The organism is Marinobacterium sp. xm-m-383 (assembly GCF_013283255.1).
Lineage (GTDB): Bacteria > Pseudomonadota > Gammaproteobacteria > Pseudomonadales > Balneatricaceae > Marinobacterium_E.
Window position 1 is genome coordinate 1 of sequence record NZ_WBYT01000003.1, and the last position, 26,806, is coordinate 26,806.

General features: G+C 48.8%; 25 protein-coding genes and 1 tRNA gene. 13 read left to right on the plus strand and 13 right to left on the minus strand.

Annotated features, from left to right (window positions below):
* Nucleotides 1–241: 241 nt before the first annotated feature.
* From XMM383_RS05580 to XMM383_RS05605, 6 genes are all read left to right on the plus strand, one after another.
* Nucleotides 242–1,762 carry an ABC transporter ATP-binding protein gene (locus tag XMM383_RS05580; RefSeq protein ID WP_173488616.1) on the plus strand — a complete coding sequence of 507 codons (1,521 nt, stop codon included), beginning with the start codon at nucleotides 242–244 and terminating at the stop codon, nucleotides 1,760–1,762.
* On the plus strand, nucleotides 1,759–2,838 hold the full coding sequence (locus tag XMM383_RS05585) for an ABC transporter permease (protein WP_173494663.1): 1,080 nt from the start codon (nucleotides 1,759–1,761) through the stop codon (nucleotides 2,836–2,838). The genes XMM383_RS05580 and XMM383_RS05585 overlap by 4 nt, the downstream gene beginning before the upstream one ends.
* On the plus strand, nucleotides 2,838–3,761 hold the full coding sequence (locus tag XMM383_RS05590) for an ABC transporter permease (RefSeq protein ID WP_173483627.1): 924 nt from the start codon (nucleotides 2,838–2,840) through the stop codon (nucleotides 3,759–3,761). Before XMM383_RS05585 ends, XMM383_RS05590 begins: the two co-directional genes overlap by 1 nt.
* 27 nt (nucleotides 3,762–3,788) lie before the next feature.
* The gene (locus XMM383_RS05595) at nucleotides 3,789–4,859 is read left to right on the plus strand and encodes a BMP family ABC transporter substrate-binding protein (RefSeq protein ID WP_173480617.1); all 1,071 of its coding nucleotides are present in this window, start codon (nucleotides 3,789–3,791) and stop codon (nucleotides 4,857–4,859) included.
* A gap of 136 nt (nucleotides 4,860–4,995) precedes the next feature.
* A complete protein-coding gene (locus XMM383_RS05600; RefSeq protein WP_217361984.1) occupies nucleotides 4,996–5,409 on the plus strand; it encodes a nucleotidyltransferase substrate binding protein in 414 nt (137 codons plus the stop codon).
* Nucleotides 5,391–5,705 carry a nucleotidyltransferase family protein gene (locus XMM383_RS05605; protein ID WP_173494664.1) on the plus strand — a complete coding sequence of 105 codons (315 nt, stop codon included), beginning with the start codon at nucleotides 5,391–5,393 and terminating at the stop codon, nucleotides 5,703–5,705. The genes XMM383_RS05600 and XMM383_RS05605 overlap by 19 nt, the downstream gene beginning before the upstream one ends.
* A gap of 42 nt (nucleotides 5,706–5,747) precedes the next feature.
* Here XMM383_RS05605 and XMM383_RS05610 read toward each other — a convergent pair.
* Nucleotides 5,748–5,823 (minus strand) — tRNA-Ala (locus XMM383_RS05610).
* A gap of 186 nt (nucleotides 5,824–6,009) precedes the next feature.
* Between XMM383_RS05610 and XMM383_RS05615 the strand changes: the two genes are divergently transcribed.
* Nucleotides 6,010–6,768 (plus strand): IclR family transcriptional regulator, encoded by a 759-nt coding sequence (locus XMM383_RS05615; protein ID WP_173480615.1) that lies wholly within the window; start codon nucleotides 6,010–6,012, stop codon nucleotides 6,766–6,768.
* Nucleotides 6,769–6,809: 41 nt separating this feature from the next.
* Here XMM383_RS05615 and gltX read toward each other — a convergent pair whose 3' ends face one another.
* Entirely contained in the window at nucleotides 6,810–8,291 is a 1,482-nt protein-coding gene (gltX, locus tag XMM383_RS05620; RefSeq protein ID WP_173480614.1) for a glutamate--tRNA ligase, read from the minus strand.
* A 72-nt stretch (nucleotides 8,292–8,363) separates the two neighbouring features.
* A complete protein-coding gene (locus tag XMM383_RS05625; protein ID WP_173488612.1) occupies nucleotides 8,364–8,990 on the minus strand; it encodes a transaldolase family protein in 627 nt (208 codons plus the stop codon).
* A 73-nt stretch (nucleotides 8,991–9,063) separates the two neighbouring features.
* Here XMM383_RS05625 and XMM383_RS05630 point away from each other — a divergent pair, with 73 nt between their 5' ends.
* The 3 genes from XMM383_RS05630 (at nucleotide 9,064) to tal (ending at nucleotide 12,066) form a co-directional block, all read left to right on the plus strand.
* Nucleotides 9,064–10,002 (plus strand): carbohydrate kinase, encoded by a 939-nt coding sequence (locus XMM383_RS05630; protein ID WP_173494665.1) that lies wholly within the window; start codon nucleotides 9,064–9,066, stop codon nucleotides 10,000–10,002.
* Between the two features lie 86 nt (nucleotides 10,003–10,088).
* Nucleotides 10,089–11,075 (plus strand): tRNA dihydrouridine(20/20a) synthase DusA, encoded by a 987-nt coding sequence (dusA, locus tag XMM383_RS05635; protein WP_371740241.1) that lies wholly within the window; start codon nucleotides 10,089–10,091, stop codon nucleotides 11,073–11,075.
* A gap of 37 nt (nucleotides 11,076–11,112) precedes the next feature.
* Nucleotides 11,113–12,066, plus strand: a complete 954-nt coding sequence (tal, locus tag XMM383_RS05640) for a transaldolase (RefSeq protein ID WP_173494667.1) — start codon at nucleotides 11,113–11,115, stop codon at nucleotides 12,064–12,066.
* Between the two features lie 116 nt (nucleotides 12,067–12,182).
* On the opposite strand, the gene XMM383_RS05645 is transcribed toward tal, so the two are convergent.
* Together XMM383_RS05645 and XMM383_RS05650 are read right to left on the minus strand one after the other, a co-directional pair.
* A complete protein-coding gene (locus XMM383_RS05645; protein WP_173480609.1) occupies nucleotides 12,183–12,476 on the minus strand; it encodes a type II toxin-antitoxin system RelE/ParE family toxin in 294 nt (97 codons plus the stop codon).
* 3 nt (nucleotides 12,477–12,479) lie between these two features.
* Nucleotides 12,480–12,740: a type II toxin-antitoxin system Phd/YefM family antitoxin gene (locus XMM383_RS05650; protein WP_173480608.1), complete on the minus strand. Its 261-nt coding sequence runs from the start codon at nucleotides 12,738–12,740 to the stop codon at nucleotides 12,480–12,482.
* 265 nt (nucleotides 12,741–13,005) lie between these two features.
* Between XMM383_RS05650 and XMM383_RS05655 the strand changes: the two genes are divergently transcribed.
* From XMM383_RS05655 to XMM383_RS05665, 3 genes are read left to right on the plus strand one after another with little or no spacing between them, the layout of a single operon-like run.
* The gene (locus XMM383_RS05655) at nucleotides 13,006–13,728 is read left to right on the plus strand and encodes a 5-oxoprolinase subunit PxpA (RefSeq protein WP_173480607.1); all 723 of its coding nucleotides are present in this window, start codon (nucleotides 13,006–13,008) and stop codon (nucleotides 13,726–13,728) included.
* Nucleotides 13,728–14,450, plus strand: a complete 723-nt coding sequence (gene pxpB, locus XMM383_RS05660; RefSeq protein WP_173480606.1) for a 5-oxoprolinase subunit PxpB — start codon at nucleotides 13,728–13,730, stop codon at nucleotides 14,448–14,450. The genes XMM383_RS05655 and pxpB overlap by 1 nt, the downstream gene beginning before the upstream one ends.
* Nucleotides 14,443–15,357 carry a biotin-dependent carboxyltransferase family protein gene (locus XMM383_RS05665; RefSeq protein WP_173483631.1) on the plus strand — a complete coding sequence of 305 codons (915 nt, stop codon included), beginning with the start codon at nucleotides 14,443–14,445 and terminating at the stop codon, nucleotides 15,355–15,357. The genes pxpB and XMM383_RS05665 overlap by 8 nt, the downstream gene beginning before the upstream one ends.
* 205 nt (nucleotides 15,358–15,562) lie before the next feature.
* Here XMM383_RS05665 and XMM383_RS05670 read toward each other — a convergent pair whose 3' ends face one another.
* The 8 genes from XMM383_RS05670 to ppnN all read right to left on the minus strand — a co-directional run bounded on the left by XMM383_RS05670 (nucleotide 15,563) and on the right by ppnN (nucleotide 26,775).
* Complete coding sequence (locus tag XMM383_RS05670; protein ID WP_173480604.1) at nucleotides 15,563–16,006, minus strand: transposase; 444 nt, start codon at nucleotides 16,004–16,006, stop codon at nucleotides 15,563–15,565.
* 388 nt (nucleotides 16,007–16,394) lie between these two features.
* Nucleotides 16,395–16,886 (minus strand): STAS domain-containing protein, encoded by a 492-nt coding sequence (locus tag XMM383_RS05675; protein WP_173480603.1) that lies wholly within the window; start codon nucleotides 16,884–16,886, stop codon nucleotides 16,395–16,397.
* Nucleotides 16,880–18,049, minus strand: coding sequence for a PP2C family protein-serine/threonine phosphatase (locus XMM383_RS05680; protein WP_173494668.1), 1,170 nt, complete (start codon nucleotides 18,047–18,049; stop codon nucleotides 16,880–16,882). Before XMM383_RS05680 ends, XMM383_RS05675 begins: the two co-directional genes overlap by 7 nt.
* Before the next feature lie 75 nt (nucleotides 18,050–18,124).
* Nucleotides 18,125–18,826: a VacJ family lipoprotein gene (locus XMM383_RS05685; RefSeq protein WP_173480601.1), complete on the minus strand. Its 702-nt coding sequence runs from the start codon at nucleotides 18,824–18,826 to the stop codon at nucleotides 18,125–18,127.
* A gap of 77 nt (nucleotides 18,827–18,903) precedes the next feature.
* Nucleotides 18,904–22,818 carry an ATP-dependent RNA helicase HrpA gene (hrpA, locus tag XMM383_RS05690; RefSeq protein WP_371731411.1) on the minus strand — a complete coding sequence of 1,305 codons (3,915 nt, stop codon included), beginning with the start codon at nucleotides 22,816–22,818 and terminating at the stop codon, nucleotides 18,904–18,906.
* 99 nt (nucleotides 22,819–22,917) lie between these two features.
* Complete coding sequence (locus XMM383_RS05695; protein WP_173480599.1) at nucleotides 22,918–24,504, minus strand: AMP-binding protein; 1,587 nt, start codon at nucleotides 24,502–24,504, stop codon at nucleotides 22,918–22,920.
* Between the two features lies 1 nt (nucleotide 24,505).
* Nucleotides 24,506–25,288, minus strand: a complete 783-nt coding sequence (locus XMM383_RS05700; protein ID WP_173480598.1) for a class II glutamine amidotransferase — start codon at nucleotides 25,286–25,288, stop codon at nucleotides 24,506–24,508.
* 119 nt (nucleotides 25,289–25,407) lie between these two features.
* Complete coding sequence (ppnN, locus tag XMM383_RS05705; protein WP_173480597.1) at nucleotides 25,408–26,775, minus strand: nucleotide 5'-monophosphate nucleosidase PpnN; 1,368 nt, start codon at nucleotides 26,773–26,775, stop codon at nucleotides 25,408–25,410.
* Nucleotides 26,776–26,806: the final 31 nt, after the last annotated feature.

Here is a 26,806-nt window from a genome sequence, read left to right on the forward strand (position 1 = left end):
TTCCGTGACCTGTTTAGTCGCTTCGATTTTGAACTCTTCGGTGTAACGTTTTGCACTCATTGGTGATCACCTCTTGTTAGGCGTTATTGTAACGCTAACAGGTGTCTACAATACTAGGGCCTTGCCAATCACTCAGTGACAGAGTGATGACATCTGTTCCTTCCCTAGGTATTCTTATTCAATTGTTAACCAGGCAGTCAGACAGCGACTGTTCTTTCAGCCACCAAGAGAAAGCGATTCAATGGCAGATGCGCTCTTAAAGATTAATGGCCTGACGAAGGCATACCCGGGTGTTGTCGCCAATAACAATGTCTCTTTCGAAATCAACAAGGGCGAAGTTCATGCCCTTTTAGGTGAGAACGGTGCCGGTAAAAGCACACTGGTTAAGATGATCTACGGCCTGGTTAAACCTGACTCTGGCCAAATGACACTCAACAACTCCGACTACTCGCCAGTGTCGCCCAACGCGGCTCGCTCATCAGGTGTTGCGATGGTGTTTCAGCACTTCTCCCTTTTCGATGCATTAACCGTTGCTGAAAACATTGCACTGGGCATGGATGACGCACCCAAGCCACGTGAGCTATCCAAAAGTATTGAGCTCGTCTCACATGCCTATGGATTACCGCTTGAGCCAAACCGTATTGTAGGGACCCTGTCGGCGGGTGAACGTCAACGCGTTGAGATTATTCGCTGCTTGTTACAAAACCCTGAGCTTTTGATTATGGATGAACCCACGTCGGTTCTGACTCCCCAAGAGGTCGAGATCCTATTCAAAACTTTGCGCCAGCTTAAAGAGGAAGGTACCTCCATTCTTTACATTTCACACAAGCTTGAAGAGATTCGTGCTCTGTGTGATGAAGCGACCGTACTTCGGCATGGTGAGAAGGTCGCAACCTGTGTGCCGTCAAAAACCACGGCTCGCGAGATGGCGGAGATGATGGTGGGTGCCAGTTTTGCAAACCCGGTTAAATCCAGCCGAAATATTGGTGAAACCATACTCTCTGTTAAAGCCCTCTCTTCGTCCTCACAAGATCAATTTGGCACTTCACTTAAATCGATCAATATCGACCTTAAAGCCGGTGAGATACTGGGTATTGGCGGAGTTGCTGGTAATGGTCAGGATGAACTCCTTTCGGCACTCTCTGGCGAACTTAAAACGAACGCAAATGCCATTCAATTTAATGGCGAACCCATCGGTGAGCTAGGCCCTATCAAACGTCGTCAGCTAGGTCTTCTGAGTGCACCCGAAGAGCGACTAGGCCATGCAGCCGCTCCTGCCATGTCACTGAAAGAGAATACTGTGATTACTGCAGCTCGCCGTATGGGGCTTTTGAAAAGTGGTTTTGTGAACTGGTCTAGCGCCAATGACTATGCCGAAGAGGTTATTGAAGACTTTGACGTGCGCACCCCTGGCACTCACACTCCAGCCGGCTCTTTATCAGGCGGTAACTTACAAAAATTTGTCGTGGGCCGTGAGGTTTTGCAAAAGCCAGAAGTGCTGGTCATTAACCAACCTACTTGGGGAGTCGATGCGGCTGCAGCGGCTTCTATTCGGCAAAAACTATTGGACCTTGCTGATAATGGTGCGGGTGTCGTAGTGATCAGCCAAGATTTGGATGAACTGTTAGAGATCAGTGATCACTTCTGTGCGCTAAATGAGGGCTCACTCTCTGAAATCGTTCCCACTGCAGGGTTAGGTATGGATCAAATAGGTTTGATGATGGGCGGATCGACTGCCTCTGTTGAGGAGAGTGCACAGTGATACGTTTTGAAAAACGGTTAGCGCCGTCACGAACAACCACCATCCTGACTACAATTATCGCAGTCATCCTTACCATGATTGCCGGCGGCATTATGTTTGCAGCCTTGGGTAAAGATCCGTTTGAAGCCATACGCATCATCTTTTGGGATCCACTCTTTGATGAGAACTTCGCCTCCTACTCACGACCACAACTACTGGTTAAAGCAGGCCCACTGATTCTGATTGCTATTGGTCTGTCGGTCGGATTTAAAGCGGGCATCTGGAATATTGGCGCTGAGGGTCAGTACATTATGGGGGCTATCTTTGGTGCCGCTGCTGCACTGGCCGTCTACCCTGCTGAATCACCGTTTATTTTCCCCACCATGATCATTGCTGGCGCTTTCGGCGGATGGCTCTGGGCTATGATCCCTGCAGTTCTTAGAACCAAGTTTAAAACGAATGAGATTCTCGTCTCGTTAATGCTGGTCTACGTAGCTGAATCGATTCTAGCTTCCGTAGCGCAAGGGCTTTTAAAGAACCCTGACGGATATGGATTCCCGGGTTCACGCAACCTGCAACAGTACCCAAGTGCGTTCAATGGTGAAGTGATTGCCAATTCCGGCATGCACTGGGGCGTCATCACTGCATTTATTGCGGTGATCTTTACCTACGTCATGATGACTCGTCACATTCGCGGATTTGAAGTTCGTCTAATGGGTGAAGCACCTAAAGCAGCCCAATTTGCCGGTGTCTCTACGACACGTCTAATTGTCTTCTGTCTTGGTTTCTCTGGAGCCTTGGCGGGTCTAGCAGGAATGTTTGAAGTGGCAGGCCCAGCAGGCCAAATCACCATCGACTTCAACTCTGGATACGGCTTTACAGCCATCATCGTTGCCTTCTTAGGACGACTTCACCCAGTGGGTATTCTGTTAGCTGGTCTATTAATGGCACTGACTTACATCGGCGGTGAATTAGCACAGTTGATGTTGGGACTTCCCGGCGCCTCCATCCAGCTATTCCAAGGTATGTTGCTTCTATTCTTGCTGGCGACGGATATGTTTACCAACTACCGAATTCGATTGGGAGCGGCTCAATAATGGATCTTTCAGGAATCAGCCCCGTCCTTTTGATCGCCTCTTTAATGGTATCAGCCACTCCGATCTTGCTGGCTGCCATTGGTGAGACCGTCGTAGAAAAGTCCGGCGTGCTTAACCTAGGTGTTGAAGGCATGATGATTGTCGGTGCGGTGGTCGGTTTTATAACGGCCGTTAATACGACTAGTCCTGCACTGGGGTTTGTAACGGCGGCTATTGCCGGTGCGTTGCTATCGACTATCTTCGCAACCTTGGTGCTCTTCTTTAAATCGAACCAAGTGGCGACTGGCTTGGGGTTAACCTTAGTCGGCTTAGGTATCTCTGCGCTGTTGGGTAAACCTTATGAAGGGATCAAGTCACCCACCCTTCAAGCCTTCGAGATTCCCGTTCTATCAGACATCCCTGTATTGGGGCCTATGCTGTTCTCACACGATCCAATGGTCTATATCTCTATTCTGATCGTGGCAGCCGTTTGGTTTGTTCTTAAGTACACGCGCATCGGTTTGGTACTTCGCGCAGTAGGTGAAAATCACGATGCTGCTCACGCCCTGGGCTATAAGGTTATCCGTATCCGCTTCATGGCGATCATGTTCGGTGGTGCTTGTGCTGGCTTGGGCGGTGCATACATCAGTCTGGTTCGTGTCCCACAGTGGACCGAGGGTATGACAGCGGGTGCGGGTTGGATCGCACTGGCAATTGTTGTATTCGCCAGCTGGAAGCCTTGGCGAGCACTATTGGGCGCTTATCTATTTGGTGGCATCACCGTGCTGCAGCTTAATCTGCAAGCAGCTGGTGTCGCAATTCCAGTTGAGTACTTGTCTATGTCACCGTTTTTGATAACAATTCTCGTACTGGTCATTATTTCGGCAAAAGGGAATCACGGGGCACCCGCCTCCCTTGGCCGCCTGTTCCACGCCTCAAACTGAGGTTAAAAAACTCACTAGGGAGACCCTATGAAACTTAAATCAATCCTTACTACTGCGGCTGCGGCGATCACGCTTAGCTCTGCAGCAATCGCAGCCGACGTTAAAGTTGGTTTCGTCTACGTTGGCCCTGTGGGTGACGGTGGTTGGACTTACGAGCACAACCAAGGCCGCCTAGCGGTTGAGAAGCACTTCGGTGATCGCGTTGAAACGATCTACCAAGAGAGCGTTCCAGAAGGTGCTGACTCTGAGCGTGTTATGACTCAGATGGCTCTTCAAGGCGCTGATCTGATCTTCACAACCTCTTTCGGTTACATGGATCCAACCATCAACGTTGCTAAGAAGTTCCCTAAAGTGAAGTTCGAGCACGCGACTGGCTACAAGCAAGCAGACAACGTATCTGTCTACTCTGCTCGTTTCTATGAAGGCCGTGCAGTTCAGGGTCACATCGCGGGTAAAATGACTAAAACCAACAAAGTTGGTTACATCGGTTCATTCCCAATCCCAGAAGTTATCCGTGGCATTAACTCGGCTTACATCCACGCTAAGAAAGCGAATCCAAATGTCGAGTTCAACGTTGTTTGGGCTTACACTTGGTTCGATCCAGCTAAAGAAGCAGATGCAGCTAAAGCTCTAATCGAGCAAGGCGCTGACGTTATCCTTCAGCACACTGACTCAACTGCACCACAGGCTGCTGCACAGGAAGCGGGCAACGTAATCACTTTCGGTCAGGCATCTGACATGGCTGAATACGGTCCAATGCCACGCGTTTCATCGATCATCGATAACTGGGCACCATACTACATCGCACGTACTCAAGCAGTTCTAGACGGTACTTGGGAATCAGTAAACACTTGGGACGGTATCGGCGCTGGCATGGTTGGCATCGGCGAGATCTCGTCTGCAGTACCTGCAGACGTGAAAGCTGAAGCAATCGCACTACGTGATGCACTAGCTTCTGGCGAATACCACGCATTCACTGGCCCAATCAACAAGCAAGACGGTTCTGCTTGGTTGGCTGAAGGCGAAACAGCGGATGATGGTACTCTTGCAGGCATGAACTTCTACGTAGAAGGCCTAAAAGGTTCTATCCCACAATAAGCTGAAATTGCTTTGAAAGAGCCCTGGTAACTGAGTTGCCGGGGCTTTTTTATGGGCAACTATTTGAAGTTGTCTGGGCATCAATTTGAGTGGAAAGTGTGTTTAAATAAGACTTAGTTCAAACAATGTGATGATTATGGAATTAGATCTAACACCATTTAACAACGCTCTTAAGAAGCTAATAGAAGGATTGGAGCGTTATCAGCTTGATACCTCAGACGATCAAGTCCGTGACGGTTTAATTCAACGCTTTGAATTCACGTACGAACTCGCACATAAGATGATTCGCCGGTACCTTGTTGAGAGTTCCGCCAACAGTGACAGTATTAATGAACTCAGTTTTCAGGGTTTAATTCGCACGGCTTCTGATAAGAAATTAATTAAAGGCAACTGGTCAGATTGGAGCACTTATCGAGAGATGAGGGGTAAAACTAGCCATACTTATGACGAAAGCGTTGCCATCCAAGTAGTGGAAGGAATTCCAGCATTTATTGATGAAGCTGTTCACCTGCAAAAGATATTAACGAACAAATGCCAGAACTCAATCTAGATCATTTACGGATCAGTGAGCACGAATTAGAAACGGTAAGAGGCATCCTTGAATCGGAAGTCTCTGGCATTTCAGTCATAGCATTTGGCTCCAGAGTAACTGGAAAATCTCGACCCTACTCAGATCTAGATTTAGCTATTATGACTGAGACCTCTCTTGGCTTGAGCAAAATTGCTTCGATCAAAGACGCATTTGATCGGTGTGACCTAGTTTGGCCGGTAGACGTTGTAGACTGGTCTACAACCTCTGAACGATTTAGAAAAATCATAAAAGATTCATACGTTCGAGTTCAGTGAAGTTCAAACAAAAAAGGCCACCTTACGGTAGCCATTTTTATTTGGTGGAGCCTAGGAGGATCGAACTCCTGACCTCTTCGCTGCCAGCGAAGCGCTCTCCCAGCTGAGCTAAGGCCCCATCAGAGCAAGCAGGATATTAATCAAACCGAACAGCCCTTGCAACTGCTAATCTCTCAAGAGTGCGAGAGAGATAATAATTTTCATTCTGAAATAAATTCACAATATGAAATATTCACTATTTGAAAAACTTACTGCATCATGAAAAATACACTAACTAGATGACAATATTATTGAGAAGCCCAAAATGAGTGATAATTCCGGATCTAAAATACAGGTAATCGATCGTGCTGTTCAAATCTTAGAAGCACTGGCTCGCTACTCAAAACCGGTTAAATTAAAGATCCTTAGCGCCGAAACGGGACTTCACCCATCGACTGTTCACCGTATTTTGCACTCTCTTAGCGACAACAAATTCGTTGAAGCCAGTGGTAATGGTGAATATCGCCTTGGCCAAAAACTGATCCAGCTGACTAGCGGCTTGCACTCAGAAGTCGATATTAGAGCCGTTGCCCTACCCCACATGGAAGCACTGCGTGATCGTACCGGCGAAACGGTGAACCTGACATTGCGCGAAGGCGATGTCGTTATCTATTTTGAGAAAGCGACACCTAATCGTATGATGCACGTTAACCAACTGATCGGCAGCCGTGCACCACTGCATGTCACAGCAGTCGGAAAGCTGATGCTAGGCTTGGGAGGCGACTCCAGTATCGATGGTTATGCAAAACGAACTAACCTACCTGCATACACTCGCAACACACTTAGCGACATAGACGCCCTTAAAAGAGTTTGTCACGAATCGGTTGAACGAGGCTATTCACTGGACGATGAAGAGGCCGAAATTGGTGTGGGCTGTATTGGCGTGCTGATTTACGATCGCAACGGTAAGGTGGCTGCAGGACTTTCTGTTTCAGCGCCTATCGAACGACGCAAAGAGGAGTGGATCGCTGACCTAAAGGCAACGGGAGAGCGAATTTCTGAGCAGTTGGGGTTTAGATCTTAGTTGAGCACCAGACAGGCATTTAAACCTGTCTGGTTTTCTCATTAAACGATCGAGCGAAACTCTTTCTCCCAAGCCTTCGTCTGCTTCTTGGACGGGCCACCGACGATGTCCAACGCATGACGCAAGCGAGCACGGCTCATATCCGGACCCAGAATCGACATTGAATCTACGACAGAGACAGACTGTGACGTACCTGCAATCGCGACAAACAGCGGGAATAGGAAGTCACGGATCTTGAACTCCATCGCATCACTCAAGCCTTTTAGGCTATTAAAGAGTGAGTCACGATCCCATTCGCGCTGCTGATCAAGATGCCATACTGCAAATTGCAGAATACGACGAACATCTTCCTCTTGAAGCGACTTATGAGCAAAGCTCTCTAAGGTGATTGGCATCATGCCCGACAGGAAGAAACTCGCTAAAGGTGCCACATCAGAGAACTTCTCAACACGTGGTTGGATCAGTGGAATAATCTGCATCAGATACTCTGGATTAAGTGCCCACTTCTGGAACTCAGCGGCAAATGCAGCAGGATCCAACTCTTCACGAATCCATAGGCCGTTCAACCAACTCAGCTTCTCCTGATCGAAAACAGGACCACCGAGTGATACACGCTGGATATCGAAGTTTTCGAACATCTGATCACGAGTGAACTTCTCAGACTCGTCTGGCATCGACCAACCCATACGGCCAAGGTAGTTCAACAATGCTTCTGGTAGGTAACCCATGCGTTTGTAGAACAGGATCGAAGTTGGGTTCTTGCGCTTGGAGAGCTTTGACTTATCAGGGTTACGCAACAACGGCATGTGGCAAAGCTGAGGCATATCCCAGCCAAAGTACTGGTATAGCAACTTGTGCTTAGGCGCCGAGTTAATCCACTCCTCACCACGAATCACGTGCGTGATCTCCATTAAGTGATCATCAACTACGTTCGCTAAATGATAGGTTGGCATGCCATCAGATTTCAGAAGAATCTGCGCGTCTACTAAAGCCCAGTCAAGCTCAATGGTACCGCGAAGCATGTCATCAACTTCACACACACCGTCAACAGGCACCTTCATACGAACAACGAATGGCGCACCCGCAGCCTGACGTTTCTCAACCTCATCAGCAGGTAGAGCCAAATCACACTCTTTAAGCGCACGATTTATGCCCTGCTCTTTTAGAGATGCACGTAGCTGATCAAGCTCCTCTCCGGTACGGTAACAGATGAAGGCATTACCCTCTTCAACAAGACGCATCGCAAAGTCTTTGTAGGCATCTTTTCGCTCAGACTGACGGTAAGGACCGTGCGGACCACCCACATCTGGACCCTCATCCCATTCCAAACCTAACCAGCGCATAGAGTCGAGGATTGCCTGCTCAGACTCAGGCGTTGAACGAGTCTGATCGGTATCTTCGATTCGCAGAATAAATTGGCCGCCATGCTGGCGAGCAAAGGCAAGGTTAAACAGTGCGATGTAGGCAGTACCTACGTGTGGATCGCCTGTTGGAGATGGAGCAACACGTGTACGAACGGTCATAAACTTAATAGATCCGAAAATTAATAATGGCGTGAATTATAAAGAACTGTTGTCTGATCTTAAACCGACATTTCAGCTCTTCGCGGCCTCTTCAAACTGCGCGATGGCTGCTTCCGTCATCTCATCACTCAATAGATCATTCAGCAAGGCACCCGGAATCGTAAAGCAACGATGACCGAGCGTGACCAAATGCTCGAACTGATCGATCGAGCGCAGGCTTGCGACTAGGATCTTTGTATTCTGGCAGGCAGCGCGCAAGCCAGCTAAGATAACTTCCACATCACGATTCGACTCAGCCAATCGGGCATAATAAGGCGCAGCATAAGCAGCGCCTAGGCGTTCTGCTGCAGCTCCTAAATGGACTGAGTAGACACCGGTAATGGTCGTACGCTCAGGCACGGCTAATTGGGTTGCCAGAGCGAAGCCTTTTTCATTGGCTGGGATTTTGACGAGGGTGTTATCACTGATCGAAAGAATCTTCTCCGCCATTGCTTCCCAATCATCACCAAACACCTGTAGCTGAAGGTGGTTAAACCCTAGATCCATCGCTTGATCAAGCAGCGCTTTATAGGTGTCGATTGAGCAGTGCAGACCGGCTCTCTGAATAAGAAGTGGATTGGTCGTAACGGCCGAAAATAGGCCAGTTGGTGATACTCTCTTCCAATCTTTTACGTCAGCACTATCAAGCAACCATTCCATGAGGTTAAAATCCACTTATAAAACTAAAGTTTGACATTATAGAGCGTTATAACGCTCTACTTAAGGAGTTTTGATGTTTTTGTGTTGCGGCGATGCCTTGTATGACGTTTTCCCTGGCGATTCTGCCTCTACTGGTCAGGTGACATTAAATGCGACGGTGGGTGGATCCCCCCTGAATGTCGCTATCGGCCTAGCACGCATGGGCAACCCTACCGGTTATTTAACCGCAAACTCCAACGATCCATTGGGTCAAAAATTGGCGGGGCACCTTGCTGCTAACGGCGTAGAGACTAAGTTCTTAGCCAGTAGCCATCTCAACACGTCACTGGCGATGATCGCTCTCAACGAAAATGGCCACCCTGCCTACTCTTTTTACATCGATGGTTGTGCAGATGTCTCTTTAACTCAAGAGCAGTGCCCAGATCCCTCTCTGTTTACAGCCATCTCGTTAGGCTCCTACAGCACGGTTGTTGAACCGGGTGCAAGCACACTGGAGTGGTTTGCCAGTGAGGCACGTAACGCGGGTGCGTTAATTGCTTATGACCCGAATGTACGCCCAAGCATTCAACCAGACCCCGCTGTATGGCAGGCAAAGATTGATCGTTTAGGCAAAATCGCTCACGTAATGAAGATGTCCGATGAGGATATCGAGTTCTTATCACCTGGCAGTTCCATCGAAGATTACGCTAAAGCGTGTTTGGCTTTAGGCCCACGCTGGGTGTTTGTTACTCAGGGTGGTGACGGAGCGCATGCTTTTGGAGCCAAAGGAGAGTACTTCCACTCACCGGCACCAAAGATTACCGTTAAAGATACCGTTGGGGCAGGTGATACCTTCCAGGCTGGATTAATTCACGAAATATTCCAACAAGGTGGCCCTGATAATCTGGATAACCTTGATGCGGCAAAACTGATAAAATTTGCAGCCCATGCTGCGGCAGTAACCTGTGAGCGAAATGGTGGTGATTTGCCAATGCTTGCCGATATTTCAGCGCGTTTTGGTGATTTGAGTTAACCGATGTTGGAGCGGTCTTGAAAAGGCCGCGATTCTTGCTAGTCTGATCGCCTCATCTTCGATAAGGCTCCAACAGATACAGCGAAATTATTTTGAGTAATAAAAGCTTTTCCCGCAAATTTTCAGTCGCTCCCATGATGGATTGGACGACGCGTGATTGTCGTTTCTTTCATCGCCTGATGTCTCGCCATACTTTGCTGTATACCGAAATGGTGACGACGGGTGCACTGATTCATAACGACCCTGCTCGCTGGTTGGACTATAACGCCGAGGAACACCCGCTTGCTCTGCAGCTTGGAGGTAGTAATCCTGAGGATCTCGCTAAGTGCACAAAGTTTGCCGAAGAGTGGGGTTACGATGAGGTGAACCTTAATGTGGGCTGCCCGTCGGATCGTGTCCAGAACAATATGATCGGTGCCTGCTTAATGGCACACCCTCAATTAGTTAAAGAGTGTTTGGGCGAGATGCAGGCAGCGGTATCAATCCCAGTGACCGTTAAACACCGTTTAGGCATAGATGATCTCGACAGCTACGAGCTGCTAGAGCAGTTTGTTGAGACGGTTGCTGAAAGCGGTATCAACAGCTTCACCATCCACGCTCGTAAAGCCATTCTGGATGGCTTAAGCCCTAAACAGAACCGCGAAGTACCACCGCTTATCTACGACAATGTCTATAAGATCAAACAGCGGTTTCCAGAGTTAGAGGTTGTGATCAACGGTGGCATCAAAACACTGGATGAGTGCGAAGAGCACCTGCAGCATGTAGATGGTGTGATGATTGGGCGTGAAGCTTACCAAAACCCCTACCCGCTTCTTAGCCAAGTAGACTCAAGACTCTTTGGTGAAACTGGCACACCGCTTGCTAGAACCGAAGTGGCAGAGCAGTTCATCCCTTACATTGAACGGGCCATGGCCAATGGCCATTCGCTCTATGGTGTGGTGAAACATTTGCTAGGACTATTTCATGGCGAGCGCGGTGGTAAGCAGTTTAGACGCCATCTCAGTGAAAACGGACATAAACGCGAAGCGGGTGTTGAAACCTTCCGCGAAGCTCTTAAATTTGTAACAGAGTAACGATACTCTAAGTCGATCAGCTACAAGGACGAGATAGATGAATCAACTAGACCAACTTAAATCCATGACCACCGTCGTTGCCGACACTGGTGACATTGATGCTATTCGACAGTTCACGCCACAGGATGCGACCACCAACCCCTCACTGCTTCTAAAAGCGAGTGAAGATCCTAAGTACGCTCACCTGCTAGAACAGTCGATCAACTGGGCTAAAGTACAGGGCGGAAGTGACAGTGAGCAGCTGGCTAACATGACCGACCACCTCGCAGTTTTGATTGGTAGTGAGATCACTAAAATTGTACCGGGCTACATCTCTACCGAGGTTGATGCACGCTTCTCTTTCGATACTCAAGCGACACTTAAAAAGGCCTACCGTCTGATTGAGCTTTATGAAGCGCAGGGCATTAGCAAAGACCGTGTGCTAATTAAGATTGCTTCAACTTGGGAAGGCATCCAAGCCGCTCGTGAACTCGAGAAGAACGGCATCCGTTGTAACCTGACGCTGTTATTCGGATTTGCTCAGGCACAGGCTTGTGCCGATGCTGGTGCTTACCTGATTTCACCTTTTGTCGGTCGTATTTTGGACTGGTACAAAAAGCAGACTCCTGACGCTGATTTCACTGGTGATAATGACCCTGGCGTGCAGTCAGTGACGCGTATCTACAACTACTACAAAGCGAATGGCTACGACACCGTTGTGATGGGCGCCAGCTTCCGCAATACCGGCGAGATCATCTCTTTAGCGGGTTGTGATCGTCTCACCATTGGTCCAAGCCTACTTGAAGAGCTAGCTGCTGCGACAGGTTCTATCGAACAGCGTCTCGTTGCAGCGAATGCTAGCAGCAAGGATGCCAAAGTGGGCCCAACCGAATCAGCGTTCCGTTGGGGCATGAACGAAGACGCTATGGCGACTGAAAAGCTGTCAGAGGGTATTCGTAACTTCGCGATCGATCAGGTTAAGTTAGAGAAGCTGTTGGCTTCAAAAGCCTAAGGGTTGGAGCGGTCTTGAAAAGGCCGCGATTCATTCCAATTCCAATCGCCTCATCTTCGATAAGGCTCCAACAACCTGTTGAAGCGGTCTTTCAAAGGCCGCGATGATATTTTAGGCTACTCTGAAATTGGCTTCATCAACCTCTCTGAGCGCCAAACTCTGACGACTGTAATCCAATTTTCTGTGATTCGATAAACGACTCGATATGGAGGACGGATGAGCTCCCTCAGTGTATCGACTTGGAACTCAGGAACAACTCGCCCCATTTTAGGGTTTTCTAACACCAACTCCATTGCGTGAATAAGATCACCCACTATCTCTTCGCCTCTCACCTCTAAACCTTCAGATTTGAAGTGTTCCAATATCTCTTTTAGATCCGTTCGAGCTGAGTGAGTGAATTTGATCTGCACGATTTAGATCCCGAGATCCGCTTTAAGCTCATCGAGGGTTAGAGTTTTCTCCTGCTTTTCTTCCAACAAACCTTTAGCGACGGCTTTAACAAACTCTAACTGATCACTCTGCTCTTCAAACTCAGCTAAGCTTTGAATAACAGCAACACCACGACCGCGACTGGTTAACAGAACAGGACGTTTGGCTGTTTGTGTATGTGTGACCACTTTTCCTGGATTAACCTTTAAATCCTTCAGCGGGACGATATCTTCTGAGAAACGCATTAAGAAACCTTTTAGCTGGACCTGTTAATAGAACCTTTATACTAGACATTAGTTTTTGATTCTGCAATTCGTTAGAGGAAGCTCGCTAAAGCTGGGATCACTCTAGATCTAATCGCTGCATCTGCGATAAAACTAAAACCACCTGTTGGAGCGGTCTTATAAAGGCCGCGATTTATTTTATTAGATTTTCTATCGCCTCATCTTCGATAAGGCTCCAACGTAGTCGTAGATAGACTCAAAAGTTGGGGGCGATTAAACTGAGTGCATGAAATTAAATGCAGATTTAGGCGAACGCGTTAACGGTAAACTGCTTGGCATGGATGCTGAGCTTATGCCGCTGCTTGATCAGGCTAATATCGCTTGCGGCGTGCATGCTGGCGATCTGAAGACCATGCGCGACACCCTGCGACTCGCAAAAGAGTACGGCGTCGAAGTAGGCGCACACCCCTCCTACCCTGACTCTGAAAACTTTGGTCGCACCTCTATGACTCTGCCTAGGGAAGAGTTGATTGAGGTGATCACCCATCAGGTCGATACCCTCAGTCAGATAGCTGAAGAGGAGCAATACCCGATTCACTACGTGAAGCCACACGGTGCACTTTATAACGATATGATGGCTGATAGTGAGCTGTTTGATACTGTTTTGGATGCTATCAAGCGCTGCTCAAAACCACTCAAACTGATGCTATTAGCCAACGACAAACACACTGAGTTTTCGGCTTTGGCCGATCGTAAAAAGGTTGAACTGATCTTTGAAGCCTTTGCCGATCGCGCTTACACTGACCAAGGTCAGTTGGTCTCCAGAGGCCAAGCCCATGCGGTCCATGCGGCGTCTGATGCAATTAATCAAGTGCTTCGATTAGTTGAGGAAGGGGTTATCCTGTCTGAAAACAGCCACCCTTTAATATTCCCTGTCGAATCAATCTGCGTGCATGGTGATAATCCAGAGGCGCTTAAGGTTGTGCAACAGATTCGAGCGCTAATCTAATGGCACAGTGGCGATTTGAGACCGCCTCAGAGTGCGCCATCATGATCTACTTTGATGGTGAGCTGAGTGTTTCATTAAATGAGTCTGTTGGGCAGCTCAACTCACTACTTATAGAGCGACTAGCGCCTATTCTTATCGATTTGGTTCCATCCTATAGCTCTATTTTGCTGAGCTATGATGTCTGTAAAATAAGTGAGTCCGAGCTCAAACAGGCTCTAATCCTTCTGCAACAGGAGCCTTTAGAAGCCGGTCAATCGATTAACCCATCATTGGTCCACCTGCCGGTCTGGTACTCTGAAGAGGTCGGTCAGGATCTAGAGCGTGTGGCACAACAGTCCCGCCTGGAAGTTGATCAGGTGATTAAGATCCACAGCGGTACTGACTACCGAGCCTTTGCACTGGGGTTTGCTCCTGGGTTTGCTTATCTAGGCGAAGTAGACCAACGCATCGCAACTCCAAGACTGGAAACGCCAAGAGTCTCTGTACCTGCTGGGTCTGTTGCCATCGCCGATCAACAGACGGCTGTCTACCCTGCTGCGTCACCGGGTGGCTGGAATATTATTGGTCAATGTCCGGTTGAGCTGTTTAATCCAACTCAAGCACCCTACTCTCTGATTCAGCCTGCCGATCGGGTTCGATTTGTCTCCGTCAATCAGGATACATTTGAGCGGATCAAACAGTGCCCAGAACACTGGTCTCTGTCGGAGGGCAGTTATGTCTAGCTGGACGATCACTAAGGTACTTGGTCAGGTTGCGATTCAAGATAACGGACGAACCGGATTTGCTCATTTAGGGATAACCGAATCAGGCGCGGCCGATAAGTGGGCGATGCGCTGCGCCAATGCACTGGTGGGTAATGCGGAATCTGAACCAGTTTTAGAGATCACGCTAGGTGGTTTTGCGTTTACCAGTGGTTGTGACGTCAGTCTGGCCGTCACCGGTGCAAAAGCGCCTCTGCTTCTTAACGACACTCCAGTAGACCAGTATCAGACCATTAAACTGCACAAAGGTGATCGGTTTGAAATCAAACCCGCTTCACAAGGGGCTCGCCTCTATTTAGCGGCATCGGGTGGGTTTGATACAGAGAGACTGTTTGGCAGCGCCTCGACCTGCACCCGAGAAGGCTTAGGCTATGCTTTATCAGTCGGTGATAATCTAACGCTATTAATTCCAACCATCACTGATTCGGTGGCTCTTTCAGTCGATCAAATTCCACAGTTTAAACGCTCGATTCGATTGGGCTTAGTGAAAGGGTTACAGAGCCACCTTTATGACTGGCAGGCTTTTAATCGTTTTTTCCAAACGCGTTTTGAAGTCTCTCCACTGACGGATCGAATGGGTTGTCGATTGATAGCCGACACCCCTATCAAGCCACCTATCGGTGGTATTCGATCAGAAGGTATCAATCTAGGCGCCGTTCAAATACCGGCCGATGGCCACCCCATCATTATGCTCAATGATCACCAAACGATCGGGGGATATATGAAGATCGGCTCGATCTGCCGAGCCGATCTAGCACTTCTAGCCCAAGCCACACCTGGGACCGAGGTTTTCTTCTACCCGATCTCTGTCGAGCATGCACAGCATCGCCTTAGACATCAGCTAAAACGCGTTCCTAAGCTGGTTTAACTGTTGGAGCCTTATCGTAGATGAGGCGATTGGAACTTTAACCGAGAACTTCGCGGCCTATTCTAGACCGCTCCAACAAGAAAACGGCTCGAGCTGTTGGAGCCTTATCGCAGATGAGGCGATTGGACTTAAACCTAGTGCTTCGCGGCCTTTGCAAGACCGCTCCAACTAGAGGGGCTAAAGGCTCCAACGAGGCAATTCATCTTCAAACCCACTTAGCATCCCAATGGCTATACTCTCGAACCGTTTTCACCAACCCTGCTCTGACAGGGTTGTAGATTATATATCTAGCAATATCTTCGATGATTTCTTCACTGCGGATAGCATGATCATAGAAACCTTGCTGCCAAATATTTCCGTGGCTGAAACGAAGATAATGCTTGCGTGATACGGATGTTTTAACTGATTGCATCAGTTTTCCCAAATCAATAGCGTCATGCCCCATCTGTAGTAACCAATGTATGTGATCTGGCATCACGACGTAGGCTAACGTGGATATTGGTTGGCTATTGATAGCATAGACCGCTGATCGGGCTAACCGAAAATCGTTAAACACTGGACGTCGGTCTTTTGTTGTCGCGATTAGATGGTAGATCTGATTAGGGATTGAGGTTCGCCCTTTGCGAAGGGCTTTGGTACCCGGTTTCATACATTCATCCTTGACTGCTATGAAACGTTTAGCTTAGATGAAATTTCTGGGTTTGCTTGATTATTTTTATCGCGGCCTATTCTAGACCGCTCCAACTAGGGAACGGGAGGAAACGTTGGAGCCTTATCGTAGATGAGGCGATTGGAACTTTAACCGAGAACTTCGCGGCCTATTCTAGACCGCTCCAACTAGGGAACGGATCGAACTGTTGGAGCCTTATCATAGATGAGGCGATTTGGACTTAAATCGAGAGCTTCGCGGCCTTTGCAAGACTGCTATAACTGGGGAGCGGGTTTAACTGTTGGAGCCTTATCGTAGATGAGGCGATGGGACTTAAATCTGGAGCATTCGCGGCCTTTGTAAGACCGCTCCTACGGTGGAGCAGGCGTTATTTTTGGCACTCTAGGACTTCGACTAGGCCTTTGAATTCGTCTCGGTTTTTGTCGTTTAGGTCGATGAGAATGCGGTGGGCTTCGATGATTTTAGCGCGCACGGCTTCGTCGGACTCTTGAACGAAAGGCACTTCGGTCAGGTCTTTCTTACTGGTGGGTAGCTCTTCTAAAAGCAAGAAGATGTGATCGAATCCCATGGCATATAGGATTTTGGTGATATCTGGGTTGGTTGAAACGATGGTTGGACGGGGCATATCACATTTGGCGCTTTTAACGGCCAGCTTTGCGATCAGTCCAAGAGAGGTGCTGTCGATATTGGTGGTCTCGGTCAGATCGATCAATGTATGAGTGACATCATCTCGACTGAGCATTGAGCGCAGGTGTTGATCTATTGTTGAGCAGAGCGTCAGACGCACATCACCAATAAATTTAACCACATAGTGGCCATCTTGAAAGGCGAACAACAAGCCGCCATCTGTCGTTAACATCGACGTGAAACCATCATTATTGCAACATCATCAGGCAACTCCGCCTCTTCATCTACGACCCGTTTTAACAAAGTCTCTGGAGAGGGCTGATCAGCCTGACACAACCGGAGCAGATTCTGCTCTTTCTCTTCGAGTTTGTCACCCTTTATGATCTCTAAAATACCGTCCGAAAAGAGGTAGATTGAGAAGTCATCGGCCAATTCGCAGCGGTGCTCTTCATAAAGTGGCTCTTCAAACAGTCCCACCGGCATTCCGCGCCCTTCTAAGTAGTGAGCTTTATCGCCCTGCACTAACACCATCGAGGGGTGATGCCCACCAATACTATAGGTCAGTTTTGAGGCTTTGGTATCGACCACACCAATCAACATCGTCATGTGCTTACCAAAACTGGTCAGTAGAATCTCTTTATTGAAATGTTCTAACAGCTGTTGGGGATTCTCCAACCGATCACTTTCGCCTTTAAAGTAGGCGCGTTGCAGGCGATTGGTCATGTTTTTCAGCAGCACTGTCACCAGTGCTGACGAGGCTCCGTGACCTGACACATCAGCCAAATAGAATAGATACTGATCGTTTTTCAGCGGAATCAGATCGATAAAGTCACCGCTCAACAGAAGTGAGGGTCGCAACAGATATTCGCAGCTAAGCGATTCATCAAGCGATTGATGAGTAGGCGGCAGCAGTCGCTGCTGAATTTGCGCAGCCGCATCCTGATCGGCTTTTAGCTCTTCTAAACTCTGGCTCAGTGAATCTCTTAAGTAGCGCGCCGATTCAATCGCGATGGCACGGTCTAGTTGGCGATCTAATGAGCGCACCAGACTTAACGGGTCATTGCGCACTTCATCAAGACTGAACACACCATCGGCCCCATTACGAAGGGCTCGCACGAGCGTGTTTTGTTCAAGCTGAGAGATAAATGCGATGGTCGGTTTTGGACTGACTCGTTGCGCTAATTCACTGAGTTGCTGAGTTTCAGGAAAGGAGTGGAAATCGAAAAAGAGAAGCGAGGTAGAGTGGTGTTCTAGATAATCTTCGACGGCATCGAGTGTCGCGCAGGTGGCCAATCTAAGACCATCCACCTGGCTCAATTCACAAAGATCAAAAATAGCATCTATGGTCTCGGTATCCGAGGAGTAGATTAAAATTCGAGTCTCTTGTGAATCCATCGCAGGTTTCGTCAAACAAGTAGCAACATATTAAGTACCGAGACTACTCCTGCGAAGGTGTGAAGTAAACTGCTGTTAGAAGTCGTCTGCGTTGTACTCTACACGACCATCATTGACTTCGAATTCACGCTTCTGCAGGTAGGCATCTCGAATGAACGTGTAACGATCACCCGTAACAACCCCTTCACGATCAAGCAACGACGCACGCTTATCAACCACTTTCAGCGCTTTTAAGCCGTAGCGTAGCTCATCAGACTCAACCTGGTTCAGTGGGTCTAGGTACATATCGGGAATAATACCTACCCCATCACGAACAGTGGAAGGTCCAAACAGAGGCAGAACAAGGTAAGGGCCTGATTCAACACCCCATGCACCTAAGGTTTGTCCAAAGTCTTCATCGTTTTTAGGAATATCCATGGCTGATGCCACATCAAACAGACCACCAATACCGATGGTGGTGTTGATGAGAACGCGCGATAGATCCTGGGTTGCTTCAACGGGTTTAAGCTGAAGAACGTTATTAAAGAAGGTGACCACATCACGCAGATTATCAAAGAAGTTACTGACGCCCTGCTCGGCCACATCTGGCATGATAAAACGGTAACCTTGAGCAACCGGCTTAAGAATGGCGCGATCTAGGGATTCATTAAAGTTGAAGACACCACGGTTAAAGCCTTCCCAAGGGTCATTTAACTCCGAATCTTGAGCCACTGCTGTGACCGAATTGAGTGACAGACTCAGTACAAAAAGAGCCAACAACTTATTTAAAACGTTCATTAAAAACTACCTAATTATCCGTTAGCGCCTAACCAATGATTTATGAAGTATAGGCCAAGAATTCTTTAATGGATCTATTATCCAGAAACTTCTGTGAACCTCTGCTTAAGACGCTTCTCAGAAATTTTAAATTCTGTGCCAAGCTCTTGAGCAAACAGTGAGACTCGGTACTCTTCGATCCACCACTTAAAGTCGATCAACTCGCTACCCACTTCGCCAGTATCACGCGCTTTGGCAACGGCTGCTTCATACTGTTGTTGCCATTTAACCAGCTCATCCGACCACAAAACCTGCTGGCGTAGGGTTCTTTGGTACTTATCTAATCGCACTTCAATCGCTTTGAGGTAGCGCGGTAGATGTGCCAGCCACTGCGGTGGCGTCTCGGTGAGGTAGGTTTTATCAATCAATCGATCAAGTTGCGCACGAATGTCATTCAGTACCGGTACCGTCTCTAATGAGACCTTACCGTTCAACGTCTTCGATATGCGATGCACGCGTTGATGAAGTTCTATGACAAAGGCTGCAATAGTTTTGGCCTGTTCATGCAGATCGGCTCTCACCCGATCTCGCGTCTGGCTAAACTCCGACTCACTGGTAGGAAGATTGTCCTGATCGATCAGGCTCAGTGCCGCGGCCATAATGATCTGCTCTTGCAGGAAGCGTTCATTATATTTTTTACCCGCCTGCAGAATCGCTTGCGCCAAATTAGGCAGGCTTTTACGAATATCTTTAACCTGAGTTTGCAGAGATATCAGCACCAAACGTGCCACACCTCGATGTGACTGGCGTTGTGCATCCAAGGGCTGGCTCAATAAGGTCAGCTCGACATTCTCACCCTTATCGATCAGTGCAGGGTAGGCTTCCACTTCGATACCGCCAGCATGTTTAACGGTTTTCTGTTTATCGAGTTTGCCAAAACTCCACTCCGTTAACTCTGTCTCACCCCAACTCTGTTTAGGTGCTTGCTGAATCGCTGTCTGTGCCGCATCACCGAGCTTACGTTGTAGCTCGGACCAATCACGCCCCTGCCCTAATAGGTTCCCCTGCTCATCGATTACGCGAATATTGGCTTGATGAATCGGCTCAAGCTGCACACTTTTCAGCTGATCCACCTGAACACGGTGCCCAGTCAGACGCAGCAGTTGCAGTGACACCGCCTCAAACAGATCGCCATCACCAAATGCCAGCTTCTCCATTAACTCGGTGACGTAGTTAGGGATCGGCACAAACTGTTTACGCTCAGCCTTAGGCAGGCCACGTAGCAACGCCTCAAGCTTGGCGGCCAACATACCCGGTACCAGCCAGGCTAGACGTTCGGTACTGAGTCTGGGCAGCAGTGGCAGAGGGCAATCAATACTCAAGCCATCATCGACCGCACCTAACTCAAATTTGTAGCTCAGTTTTAAAGGCGCACCCTCGATCAACAATACTTCTGGGTACTGTTCATCTCGAACATGATCTGCCGAGCGTTGCAGCACATCCTGCTCGGTCAAAAAGAGCAGCTTAGGGGAGGCCTGTTCTGCTTTTTTGCGCCAAGATTCAAACCCAGCTCCGTTGACGATATCTGATCCCGCGTGTTGATCCAGACGCTCTAAGTAGAACTGAAACAGTGTCTCTTCATCGACCAACAGATCGCGTCGGCGCGACTTATCCTCAAGCGCGGCAACGGACTCTAAAAGATCTCGATTGTGTTGGAAAAACGGCGCCTTAGTCTGATATTCACCCTCGACCAGTGCACTTCGAATGAAAATTTCATGGGAGACTTCGCGATCGATCGGACCATAGTGCACCTTACGTTTAGGCACAATAACTAGGCCGTAAAGTCTGACCTGCTCACTGGCCACTACCTGAGCACGTTTTTTCTCCCAATGCGGCTCTAAGTAGCTACGTTTGATGAGGTGCTTAGCCAAGGGCTCAACCCACTCTGGGTTAATCTCGGCAAGGGTATGAGCAAACAGCTGACTGGTCTCAATCATCTCTGCAGCGACCACCCACTTCGGTGCCTGCTTAAATACGCCTGAGCCAGGGAATATTTTAAAGCGGCGGTTACGCGCACCAAGATACTCACCACGCTCCTGCTTGAAACCGAGGTGTCCCAAGAAACCCGAGATAATTGCTCGATGAACCTGATCGTAACTGGCCGGTTCACTGTTCTCTTTCAGATCAAGCGACTTGATGCTCAGATGCAGCTGTCGATGCAGATCTCGCCACTCTCGCATTCTTAGGTAGCTAAGGTAGTGTTTAGTACACCACTTGCGCAGTTGATTCTGGCTCAGCTCAAGGCGTTGCTCCTCAAAGGCATTCCACAAATTAATCAGAGTGATGAAATCGGACTTCTCGTCATGGAACAACTTGTGTTTTTCATCGGCTGCTTGGCGCTTATTCTGCGGACGCTCGCGAGGGTCTTGGACACTCAGTGCACTGGTAACGATCAATATCTCACGCAGTGAGTGCTGACGACCCGCTTCAACAATAATACGTGCAATCCTTGGGTCGACAGGCAAGCGCGCCAGCTGTTTACCCAAATTGGTGATTGAACGCTTTGCATCGACCGCTTGCAGTTCTTCAAGCAGTTTATAACCATCATTGATGAAGCGTTTATCGGGTGGATCGATAAAGGGAAAACGATCAATATCACCCAATCGAAGTTGCAGCATCTGCAGAATAACGGAGGCGAGATTGGTTCTACGAATTTCCGCATCGGTGAACTCAGGACGAGAGAGAAAATCCTCTTCCGAGTAGAGTCGAATGCAGGTGCCGGGAGCTACTCGCCCACAGCGACCTGCACGCTGGTTGGCGCTCGCTTGTGACACTGGCTCAATCGGTAAGCGCTGTACCTTAGATCGATAACTGTAGCGCGACATGCGAACCAGACCGGGGTCAATGACATAACGAATCCCCGGCACTGTCACGGAGGTCTCTGCCACGTTGGTGGCTAAGACGATACGACGCCCTGCTGAGCGACCCGAGGTAAAGACCTTGTTCTGTTCCGCTAACGACAGCCTTGCATAGAGCGGCATAATCTCGACATCTCTGAGATCAGCCCTGCGCAATTTCTCTGCACTCTCTCGAATCTCTCGTTCACCCGGTAAAAAGATCAGAATGTCGCCAGGCATACCACTCGGTTTAGCTCTGTCGATGGCAATGAGTTCATCGACAGCGTTGAGAATGCCCTGCTGAATATCACCACTCGCCTCATCATCCTCATCCGTGGATTCGTTCAATGGGCGGTAGAGTGTCTCTACCGGGAAGGTTCTTCCGGAGACCTCTATCACAGGTGCATCACCAAAGTGTTTCGAGAAACGCTGCACATCGATGGTTGCAGAGGTAATGATCAACTTAAGATCGGGGCGTTTAGGCAAAATTCGTTTGAAGTAGCCCAATAAGAAGTCGATATTGAGGCTGCGCTCATGCGCCTCATCGATGATGATGACTTCGTATTTGTTCAGGTATCGATCGTGCTGAGTTTCGGCCAGAAGGATACCGTCCGTCATCAGTTTAATCTGAGTCTCTTCGCCAATCTGATCGTGGAATCGAACTTGATAACCGACTCTAGAGCCCAGTTCAGTTTTCAACTCTTCAGCAATGCGACTGGCAACCGTGCGCGCGGCTAATCGTCGTGGCTGTGTATGTCCAATCAACCCTTTACAGCCTAACCCCAACTCTAGGCAGAGTTTTGGCAACTGGGTCGTTTTACCGGACCCGGTTTCACCTGCGACCACCACCACTTGGTTATGCTGGATTGCATCGAGTATCTCTTGGCGTGCACCCGTCACCGGCAGGTCTGGGTAGTCGATCGGTAGCAGAGCTTTTTCGGTCTTCTGCGCCACTATCGCTTCCGATCGCTCTATGCGTTCAACCGCCTTTTGCAGTGCCGTTTCATCGATTTCTGCTGCCTCGGAGAGTCGTTCCAATGCACGACGAATAGGGTATTGGTCGCGTATTTGGCAACGCTCGAGGCGGTCAATAAACGGTTTTAATGTCGGATGCACAATGGGACTCATAATTTTTGATAGCCGCGAATTTTACCCAACTGGTAAAAAGGCTGCCAGAGAAGCGATTAAATAGTTGGTTTGGCCCAAGGGTTAGGGTTAATCAACCAGTCCCGATCGTAATACTCGACCGACAGAGCTATGGGGCAGAGCCCGTCTCAGCTCAATAAGATGTGGGACTTTATAGGCCGTTAAACGTTGACGACAGTAGTTACGGATCATTTTCTGCGTCAAACGACGGTTGTTGGTCACTACGAATAGACGGAGCTTGATTTCGCCATCCTCCTGATAACTGCCGAAGGCACAATCGGTGATGTCAGGGTGCTGGGAGATGAGCGCTTCGACTTCAGAGGGGTAAATCTTAAAGTTTCCAACCAGTGAGATGACATCAGACTGGCGCTCAATCATATGCAGTGAACCATCTGGGTCCACACGTCCTATATCACCTGTCCTAAACCAACCTTGCTCAAACTGGGTGTCAACTTGACCGGCATACCCCAACATCACTTGGGGGCCTCTAATGCAGATCTCTCCTGCACTGCCTTGAGGCAGTTCACTGCCAGACTCATCTTGAATACGTACCTCAGTCTCTTGCAGCGGTCGACCGACTGCGCCGGTCACGAACCTGCCACTCGAGTCCAGCGTCACAACGGGTGAACACTCGGTTAGGCCATAGCCCTGCGAGATAACGCAGTGAGTGATCGCTTGCCATTGATCACCAATGGCTTGATTGAGTGGTGCACCACCTGACAGAGTGCATTTGAGCATTGAGAAGTCGAGTTGAGGAAAGAGCGGATGCTGTACTAAGCCCATAAAGAGTGGAGCCACACCGGCAAACAGGGTCGGGCGAAAACGATCAAACAGCTCTGCAATGTGATTGATCTCTTTGACATCCGATGCCATCTCAACCACCCCACCCTGACACCAGGTCATTAAACAGATCATTGAGGGGTAGCTATGATAGATCGGCAAGGGCATCAGTAATCTTTGCGGGCCAGAGATACCGATATCTACAAGCCGATGATTTAACTGCCCAACATTACTGAGCAGGTTTCTGTGACTCAATTGCACCGCTTTTGCCTGCCCCGTGGTAGCGCTGGTCAGCTGTATCATTGCCACCTCATCCACCTCTGATCGTGCACTGAGCATCAAGGAGTCTGAGTGATAGACAATCGCTTCACGAAATTGAAAATCCGCCAAATTGGGTGAGCGTTTGCATATATGGCGCCAAAGTCGCTTAAGTGGAAACAGAAACCAATTTGAAAAGTCTTCAGGGGAGCAGCTTACAGTGGTTAGGCCATGGCCTCGACGGACTGCTAATTCGGCTAAGTTAGAGTGTGAGTGACAGGCAATCAGTGCCTTGGCTTGCGTCAGTTTCGCGACCCGCTCTAACTCGGTGATATCAGCGGAGGTTGTCAAACAGACTGGAACCAAACCGACACGCCAAAGCGACATTAACAGCACCGGGTAGTGAGCACCATTGGGCATCTGAACAATGACTCTATCCCCTGCTGAGAGGTTTAGAACCTCGACAAACCATTGTGACACGGCGCGGCAGTGACCATTCAGCTCAGAGAAGGATAGCTGTGTATTACCCTCCCGTACGGCAGGTGCATTGGCGTATTGGTTTGATAACCATTGAGGCAGTTGCGAAAGGCTGTTTATTGAGAGGGGCAATTGAGACATCTTATTCACTGCGATAGAAGCAGGTCTCTCCCTCTTTGAATACCCGAGCTTCACCTGACTGAATAGGCTGCCATACCTCGTTATCGGTCAGTGGCTCTGTCGCGATCACTGTGACGATATCGTTCTCCTGTGTCTCCCCTCTAAAATCGACCGTCAAATCACAATCTTTTAGCTGAGCGACACCAAAAGGCGCGCGCCGGGTAATCCAATGCAATTTAGTAGTGCAGTATGAGAAGAGCCAGTCGGAGTCACACAGCAGCATATTGAAAACCCCTAGCGCACGAAGCTTATGACAGCACTGGGTAATCAATTCAAACAGAGGTTCCGATTTTTGGGGAGGTTCTGGAAAGGCTAGTCGAACCTGATCCAACAACCAACAGAAGGCATACTCCGAATCGGTGGTACCCACTGGTTTGTAAAAGCGTAGAGGCCAATCAAAAATCACCGGATCCAACTGTCCGTTGTGGGCAAAGGTCCAGGTAAAACCCCAGAGTTCGCGACTGAATGGGTGGGTATTTTCTAGATTGACTGAACCTACATTGGCTTGGCGAATATGGCTGATGACGTTCTTGCTTTTGATCGGGTAGTGACAGACCAACTGAGCAATGGGTGAGTCGACACTGGGTTGCGGGTCATGAAAGGCTCGCTGAGCCTTTCCTTCGTAGAAACCGATACCCCATCCATCCTTGTGCGGTCCAGTACCACCGCCACGCTGCATCAAGCCGGCGAAACTGAAACAGATATCGGTGGGTACATTAGCGCTCATACCCATTAACTCACACATAGCGACTCCCTGTCTTTAAGCTAGTGGAAGTATAACTGATTAAACGACCGGGGGCTGACCTCTATTTTGGAGATTAACTAGATTGCGGATGACAGGCTAAAGCCAGTCATCCTTCTAAGTTAACTAGCAAGCTTAAAGCAGGGAACGTAACCCGCAAAATCAATCTTCATTCGACGCTGCTCAATGAATCCATTCAACAATTTATCGAGTGCAGTGATCACCTCGGGATCGCCATCTAGGATGAAAGGCCCCTTTTCCGCAACCGCTTTAACAGCAGGCTCTTTAACGTTGCCTGAGACAATACCCGATAGTGCTTTACGAAGTTCTGACGCCAGTTCAGAGATCGGCTGACCTTTGTGAAGATTCAGCGCGGCCATATTGTCGTGTGTCGGTTCAAAAGGCAGTTGCAACTCGTAAGGTATCTGCAGTTGCCAGTTGAAGTGGTAAGCCTCACCGGACTCTTTACGCTGTTCGGTGACTCGGTTGAGACCCTCTTTCATCAATGCAGCCACTTTCGACGGATGATCAATCACAACCTGATACAGCTTGCTGGCCTCTTCACCGAGCGTCGCTTTAACAAACTGATCGATCTGCTCGAAGTAGGCCTCGCTACCTGCAGGGCCTGTAAAGATAAAGGGCATCTCTACATTGCGATTCTGTTCTTGAAGCAAGATGCCAAGCATGTAGAGAATCTCTTCTGCTGTGCCCGCTCCGCCTGGGAATACAATGACGCCATGACCGAGTCGCACAAAAGCTTCTAGGCGTTTCTCAATGTCCGGCATGGTAATCAGTTCAGAGACAATCGGATTGGGCGATTCAGCCGCAATGATGCCGGGTTCAGTAATGCCTATGTATCTTGGGTCGCTAATGCGCTGTTTAGCGTGTGCAATGGTGGCCCCTTTCATTGGACCTTTCATAGCACCCGGGCCACAGCCGGTACAGATATTGAGGCCTCTTAAGCCCAGTTCGTAACCCACTTTTTTGGTGTAGGCGTACTCATGGCGAGCAATAGAGTGACCGCCCCAACAGACCACAATGTTGGGTTTAATGTTGGGTCTTAGCGATTTAGCGTGTCTTAAAATGTGAAATACTGTATTGGTCAGTTTCTCACCTGGCGTTAAGCCCTCACAGACATCATTAAGCTCGTCTACTACATAGACAAGGTCTCGTAACACCGAGAAAAGGTGCTCACGAATACCATCGACCAACTCACCATCCACAAAAGCCGACGCTGGTGCATTGATCAGATCCAGCTGCACACCACGGTGTTTATTGACGATGTGCACATCAAAATCTTGGTATTTCTCAAGCACTTCGGCCGTACAGTCCATCTCACTACCGCAGTTGAGTACCGCCAAAGCGCATTGGCGAAATAGAGGGTATAGCCCAGAATCGCTTCGATCCCGAATACGCTCTACTTCATAGGGTGAGAGCATATCCAAACTCTCAAGAGGTTTGACACTGGCACTGACAAATAGATCGCTCATAACACTCTCCTTCGCGTAATCACGATGTTAT